The sequence below is a fragment of the Actinomycetota bacterium genome (assembly GCA_030776725.1).
Taxonomy (GTDB): Bacteria; Actinomycetota; Nitriliruptoria; order Nitriliruptorales; family JAHWKO01; genus JAHWKW01.
Genome location: JALYHG010000049.1, coordinates 1 through 6,217 on the forward strand (window position 1 = coordinate 1; position 6,217 = coordinate 6,217).

The window sequence follows — 6,217 nt, forward strand, 5'->3', positions numbered from 1 at the left end:
GCTGACGACCGGCGAGTGAAGACAAGGGCCCCTCCACCGGTGGTGGAGGGGCCCGGGCGGTCGCTGTCGGAGCGAGAGAGGGGATGGGGAGACCCGCTCCGTTGCGACCTGCCGGTGCGGCGACCAGGGGGGCGGCCGCACATCCGTCACAACGTTCGACGGCTGGTGTGGCTTCCCCGTCCCGCCCGACCGTTACATCATCGACCGCCGCCCCCCGCAGCTGAACCCGTCGGCACCACCCGCCCGGGTCATCTTCACATGGTCCGATGGGACCGGTCGGGGGTGTCGGGCTGATCGCCGGCTCCTGCGCACCGATCGGTGTGAGGCCGTAAAGACGGGTCGCTGCGACGTCGATACCCCTGTCGCGGCGACTGCGTCCCCGCGCCGTGTCCGGTCCGAACCGGAGGAGTCCCGTGGCCGAGTTCCTCGACGCCTTCGACCTCGAACGCGCTTCGCTGCTGAAGTCGGTGAACACGTTCCACGACACCTGGGGACGCTTCCAGGACCGGCGCGGCCTGCAGGTGGACGGCGAGGAGGTCTCCGACAGCCTGATCGCCGGGGAGCTGGCGTTCGTCCGCCACGACCTGGAGCAGACCCGCTTCACGATCGGGATCTTCGGGCTGATCAAGCGCGGCAAGTCCACGCTGCTGAACGCGCTGCTGGGCCTGGAGGTCTCCTCCATGCACGTCACACCCGAGACCGCCGTCCCGGTGTACGTCGACTACGGCGACCCGCAGGCCGACGTCTACTTCGCCGACGGGACGGTCAAGCACGTCGGTGTGGAGGACGTCGAGCACTACACATCCCAGAAGCACAACGAGAACAACCACCTGGGCGTCATGAACGTGCACCAGTACGTGCAGGTCCCGTTCCTGCGCAACGGGGTCCGCCTCGTCGACACCCCCGGCCTGGATGACGCCCAGGCCGACGAGGTCTACACCGAGCGGACCCTGCAGGAGCTCGACGCGGTCGACGCCGGGGTCGTGGTGTTCCTGTCCCCGCCGACCGTTGGGGGCACCGAGCTGGCGTTCCTCGAGCAGGTCGCCGCCAGGCAGCTGAAGAAGGTGTTCCTCGTCTGCAACATGTACCCGCAGCACTTCCACGACCCGGCCACCCGCTCGGCGGTGCTGTCCTACGTCGGGAGCCGTGTGGTCGAGGCGAGCCGACGCGCGGGCGTGCAGGGCGAGGTCCGCCTGTACCCGGTGTGTGCGCTGGACGCGTGGCAGGCCCGCGAGCGGGGCGACATCGACGTGTTCAAGTCGTCGGGGGCGTCGCGTCTGCTCCGCGACATCGAGGCGTTCCTCGCGGAGGAGGCCGGCCGGCAGGTCCTCGTCGAGGCCGCCGAGCGCGTGGCCCACGCTGCGAACCTGGCCAAGGGCGAGGTCAACGTCCGCCAGCGGCTGCTGGAGGACCCCGAGGCGCTGGCGGCGCACCGCGCAGGCCTCGACGACAACGTCCGCCAGCTCGAGAGCGACTTCAACGCCGCGGTCAGCACGGCGATGGCCTCGATCGAACCGCTGCAGATGCAGATCCGGGGCCAGCTGCTCGCCCCGTTCGGTCGTGCCAAGCACCACCTCGACGGCCTCAAGAGCGTCAGCGACGTCGAGCAGTTCGCCAACAAGTTCCGCCGCGAGGTGGAGGTCGCCGGAGAGGTCGCGTCGCGCAACTTCCAGCACGGGCTGGAGGAAGCCTTGCAGCGGCTGCGTCAGCTGCTGGAGGAACGTTTCGAGGCGGTGATGGTCGAGCTGAGCCCGTCCATCCCCAAGGTCGTGCTCAACAGCCGCGGCTTCCTGCTCACACCCGACCAGGTCCAGGCGGCTCGCCGCTCCGACGACGGCGGGCTCACCGGGGCGTTGACCGGCGCGGCTGCCGGGGGGGTGCTGTCGGGCGGAGCCGCGTTCGCGCTGATCGGCGGCGTGCTCGGCCCGTTGGGGCTGCTGGCCGGGGCGCTCGTCGGGTGGAAGTTCGGGGAGCTGCTCGGGGGGCCGCGGGGCCTCGACCGCGTCAAGCAGGTTCTACGCGAACGCCTCGACGAGGTCGCCCGGGACCTGACCCGCGACTTCGACCGTCAGGTCGCGACGGAGCTCGCCGCGATCCGGGAGCTGGTCAACCGCCGGCGCCAGTCGTTCGCCGCGGACCTCTACCACCAGTTCGAGTTCGTCGAGGGGCTGTCACGCGACCCGCAGACGCTGCAGCAGTACCGCAGCGACTGTCACCGGTTCGCCGAGGCGTTCGACCAGTGCGCCGTGTCGGCCCTGCGCATCGCCGGGATCATGGCTCCCGGCGGGTTGTTCGCCGAGGCCGGCGTCTAGGTCAGGCGGTGCGCCGCGTACGGGGCACTCCGGCTTCGCGGAGCACCGACGCGGGGACCCCGGCCTCGCGCCAGGCGCTGTAGGTGATGCCCTTGCGCTCGGAGTACTCCCCGGCGGCCTGCTTGAAGTCCTCCTCGAGCGCTTCGACGTCGGGCTGTTCCTCCAACTCGGCGAGCTGGCGTTCCGAATCGAGTCGTCGCTGGATCAGCTCAACGCGCTTCGCAGCGTTGGTTTCCTCGTCGATCTGGGCCTGAACCCGCTCGATCTTCTTCTCGAGCGAGCGCCGGTCAACGGGGCGTCCCGGTCTCCGCCGCGTCGATTCGAGCGCCTCGAGGTAGTCACGGACGGCTTTGGCTTGACGCCGGCCCTTGGCCAAGGCCTTCTTGTGTTCCTCGCTGAGCCCGCCTTCTGCCATGTAACGCTCCTCGCTTGGCTGCCGGTCGCCGTTGTCCCACGGCGTCTTCACGTCGTACGTCGGTGAGTGTCGCAGCGCCGCCTCTTTGTCGTCAACCTGGGTGCGTCTCGCCGGGGTATGGCCTGCTGCAGACACCCTGGTGGCGGCCGTCTTTCCGTCCGTTTTGCCCCGACGGTCCGGCGGTGTGGGAGGTCAGCGACGTGGGGTCCGGGACCGGCTCCGACCCGCTGTTAGGCTCGGCGTTCGGTCCGAGGCTCTGGCCGACGTGCCGTCTCGAACAGCGAGGAGTCTGCGTGGATATCGAGCTTCCCAAGGCGAGGTCCGTCGTGGAGAACCCCTCGCCGGAACTGATGCGCGAGTGGACGCTGGAACAGCTGCGACCGCGGGCGCAGGTCACCGAGTTCGCGAACATCAACTACACCTCGGAGGTCACCGCCCGTCTGAAGCGCTCCACGTTCTTCGTGTCCGACGACGAGATCCACCAGCAGCGCATCTCACGTGGCGAGGCCGAAGAGTGGGCCCGGAAGCAGGACGAGTACATCGCCGAACGCGACATGATCCTGATCGAGGGCTACATCGGGCCGGATCCCGGTTTCCGCACCGGCGCGCGGCTGTACATCGAGCGTTCCCAGCCCAACATCCCGGCGATGCAGCAGCAGCTGTACTTCCATCGTGATGGCGACTGGGAGCCGGAGTTCACCGTCATATACACCCCGGGGTGCACGGCGCCGGGCAAGCCAGACGACCGGCTGATCATGGTCGACCTCGACACGTACGTGACCCGAGTGTTCGGTTCGGACTACTTCGGCGAATCGAAGATGGGCGGGCTGCGCATGTGGAACAAGCTGGTCTATGACCGCGGCGGCTTGGCGATGCATGCCGGCTGCAAGGTGTTCCCGGCGGAACACAACCCCGACCGCCGCGAGAAGGCCATGCTGATCATCGGCCTGTCGGGGACGGGGAAGACCACCACCACGTTCCGCGAGCAGCTGGGGTCGTTACCGGTCCAAGACGACTTCGTCGCGCTGATGCCAGGCGGGACCATCCACGCCACCGAGGATGGCTGCTTCGCCAAGACCTACGGCCTGGACCCCGACGACGAGCCCACGATCTACTCGGGGACCACCGACCCGCGGGCCTGGCTGGAGAACGTCGCCGTCCGCCCCGACGGAACGGTCGACTTCTTCGACACCTCCTACACCGCCAACGGCCGCTCGACGTTCCCGATGCAGATCATCCGCCACCGTGACCCCCGCGATCTGCCCAAAGCCGATTACCTGCTGGTGCTCAACCGCAACGAGAACATCATCCCGGCGGTGGCCAAGCTCGCGCGGGAACAAGCGGCCGCGTTCTTCATGCTCGGTGAGAGCAAGGGCACCTCGGCGGGAGGCGCCGCCGAAGCGGGGAAGAACCTGCGGGTCCCGGGAACCAACCCGTTCTTCTTCACCAACGACGCGTTGCAGGCGAACCGGCTGCTGGAGCTGTTGGAGACGTTGCCCGACCTGGAGGTGTTCGTCCTGAACACCGGACGGGTCGGGGGCACCGCCGACGACGGGCGCTCGAAGAAGGTCCGCATCCCCCACTCGTCCGCGATCGTGCAGGGCATCGTGGAGGACTCCATCTCCTGGGACCAGGACCCTGACTTCGGGTACGCGGTCGCATCCGACGTGCCCGGGATCGATGACATCGAGCTGCTGCAACCGCGGCGCCTGTACGAGCGTCAGGGCCGTGCCGACGAGTACCGCGAGCGGGTCGAGCTCTTGAAGCAGGAGCGCGTCGAGTACCTCGGCCGCTACGACGCGCTCGACGAGCGGGTGGTGTCCGCGGTCACCTAGCGGCGCACCTCCCTCCTCGACGCCGGGACTAGTCCTGGCGGGCTGACGGATATGGGTCAGGTTCGCCATCCCGCAGATGCGGCTGCAGCCCGACCACCGTGGCATGAGCGTTACGCACGGTGAGTAATCCATCACTACGCGTAGCGGTCATCCAGCAGGAATCGGGCATGGGATGGCCAAGGATCGACCCAGGATGCGGCTGCACGTCGCAGTGATGGTGGCCGCCATCCTCGCGGGCGTCCCCGCGGCTGCCTCCGCCCGACCCCTGCCGGTGATCGTCGAGGTCGAGGCGCCGGCGGAACGTCCCCCGACCCTGGACCCGGCACCGGGTCCGGTAGCCCCACCCGCGGACGAACCGTCGGGTCCCCTGCCACGCACCGGCAGCGACGCGCTGCGGTGGTTGCGGGACGCCGCCGCGTTCCTGGCCGCAGGGGTGGTGCTGGTCATCGCCGGCCGCCAACCCACCCGCAAACCCACAGTTCGGAGACACCCACGATGAAGCTCCCTCCACGCCTCGGACGGACGGCGGTCGCCGCCGGCGTCATCAGCATGACCCTGGCCTCGCAGGCCATCGCGTCGACCACGCAGCAGCCCGTGTCCGTCGCGGTGATCGCGGGTCAGCGGACCATGCAGGTGGCCGGCAGCCTGGCGTTCGGCGCCGGGTCCACCACCGGATCGGCCCCCATGGCGGTCACCGTCACCGACCTGGCCTACAAGGACGTGGGCTACGAGGTCAACGCGACCCTGACCAACCTGTACAAGGTCGACTCCGCCAAGACCACCACCGCCGGCCTCGACTGCGCCGCACAGATCGCGGCGAACAACTTCGATGTCGCGTTCGGTGCCGTGGCCGGCGCCCCGGCCAACGTCAAGGCGGTCGTGGACTCCACCCTGACCTTCACCGGCGACCTCGCCAACGCCACGACCGGGATCGACACCACCACCCTCGTCGGGATCGCCGACACGACCATCACCGCCAAGGTGCAGAGCCTGCTCAACGAGGTCGCGACCACGGCCGGTCTGATGAACGTGTCCAACGGGGCGGCCGGGACGTTCAACACCGCAGCGTCCGACGGGGTGTGTGACACCGGGTCGACCACAGGGACCACCGTCAAGCTGCAGGACGGCACCAGCGGCGAGCCGAGCACCGCGGAGCTGGACGCCATCCGCCAGCAGATCTTCGACGCCGCCAACAAGAACACCGACACCGTCCTCACCGCCGGTGAGGCCGCCAACGACGTCCTACTGGCGTCGACCGCCGACGACCCCACCACCGGGGCGCTGTGGATGGCGGTCAAAGCCTCCATCCAGAACTTCCTGGACGCCAACCCCACGGTGGTGGTGACCGACCTGGACGCGCTCACGACCGACATGGTCAACAACGTCGTCACCGCCGGGCTGGGCGGACTGCTCAGCTCCGTGGTCGGCCAGACCGGGATCTACACCAACACCCCGTCGCTGGTCCTCAAGGGCATCGGGAGCGCCACCACGGGTCTGTACAAGGGGACGCTCAAGGTCACCCTCGTGGACAAGACCAGCTGATGCCGACGTCACTCTCGATCGTCCGCCGGGAGGGCCGCGTCGCGGCGGCCCTCACGGCCCTCCTGGTGTTGGCCGTCGCGGCGGCGGGGCTGGTGGTCGCCGCCCCGCCCGCC

General features: G+C 69.0%; 5 protein-coding genes. 4 read left to right on the forward strand and 1 reads right to left on the reverse strand.

Annotated features, from left to right (window positions below; translation table 11 throughout):
• The first annotated feature begins 413 nt into the window (after positions 1-413).
• On the forward strand, positions 414-2,312 hold the full coding sequence (locus tag M3N57_02130; GenBank protein ID MDP9021497.1) for a dynamin family protein: 1,899 nt from the start codon (positions 414-416) through the stop codon (positions 2,310-2,312).
• Between the two features lies 1 nt (position 2,313).
• Here the strand turns inward: M3N57_02130 and M3N57_02135 are convergent, their stop codons facing one another.
• Complete coding sequence (locus M3N57_02135; protein ID MDP9021498.1) at positions 2,314-2,727, reverse strand: hypothetical protein; 414 nt, start codon at positions 2,725-2,727, stop codon at positions 2,314-2,316.
• A 293-nt stretch (positions 2,728-3,020) separates the two neighbouring features.
• Here M3N57_02135 and M3N57_02140 point away from each other — a divergent pair, with 293 nt between their 5' ends.
• From M3N57_02140 to M3N57_02150, 3 genes are all read left to right on the forward strand, one after another.
• Positions 3,021-4,562 carry a phosphoenolpyruvate carboxykinase gene (locus M3N57_02140; protein ID MDP9021499.1) on the forward strand — a complete coding sequence of 514 codons (1,542 nt, stop codon included), beginning with the start codon at positions 3,021-3,023 and terminating at the stop codon, positions 4,560-4,562.
• A 193-nt stretch (positions 4,563-4,755) separates the two neighbouring features.
• Positions 4,756-5,061 carry a hypothetical protein gene (locus M3N57_02145; GenBank protein ID MDP9021500.1) on the forward strand — a complete coding sequence of 102 codons (306 nt, stop codon included), beginning with the start codon at positions 4,756-4,758 and terminating at the stop codon, positions 5,059-5,061.
• Positions 5,058-6,104, forward strand: a complete 1,047-nt coding sequence (locus M3N57_02150; GenBank protein ID MDP9021501.1) for a hypothetical protein — start codon at positions 5,058-5,060, stop codon at positions 6,102-6,104. Before M3N57_02145 ends, M3N57_02150 begins: the two co-directional genes overlap by 4 nt.
• The last annotated feature ends 113 nt before the right edge of the window (positions 6,105-6,217 follow it).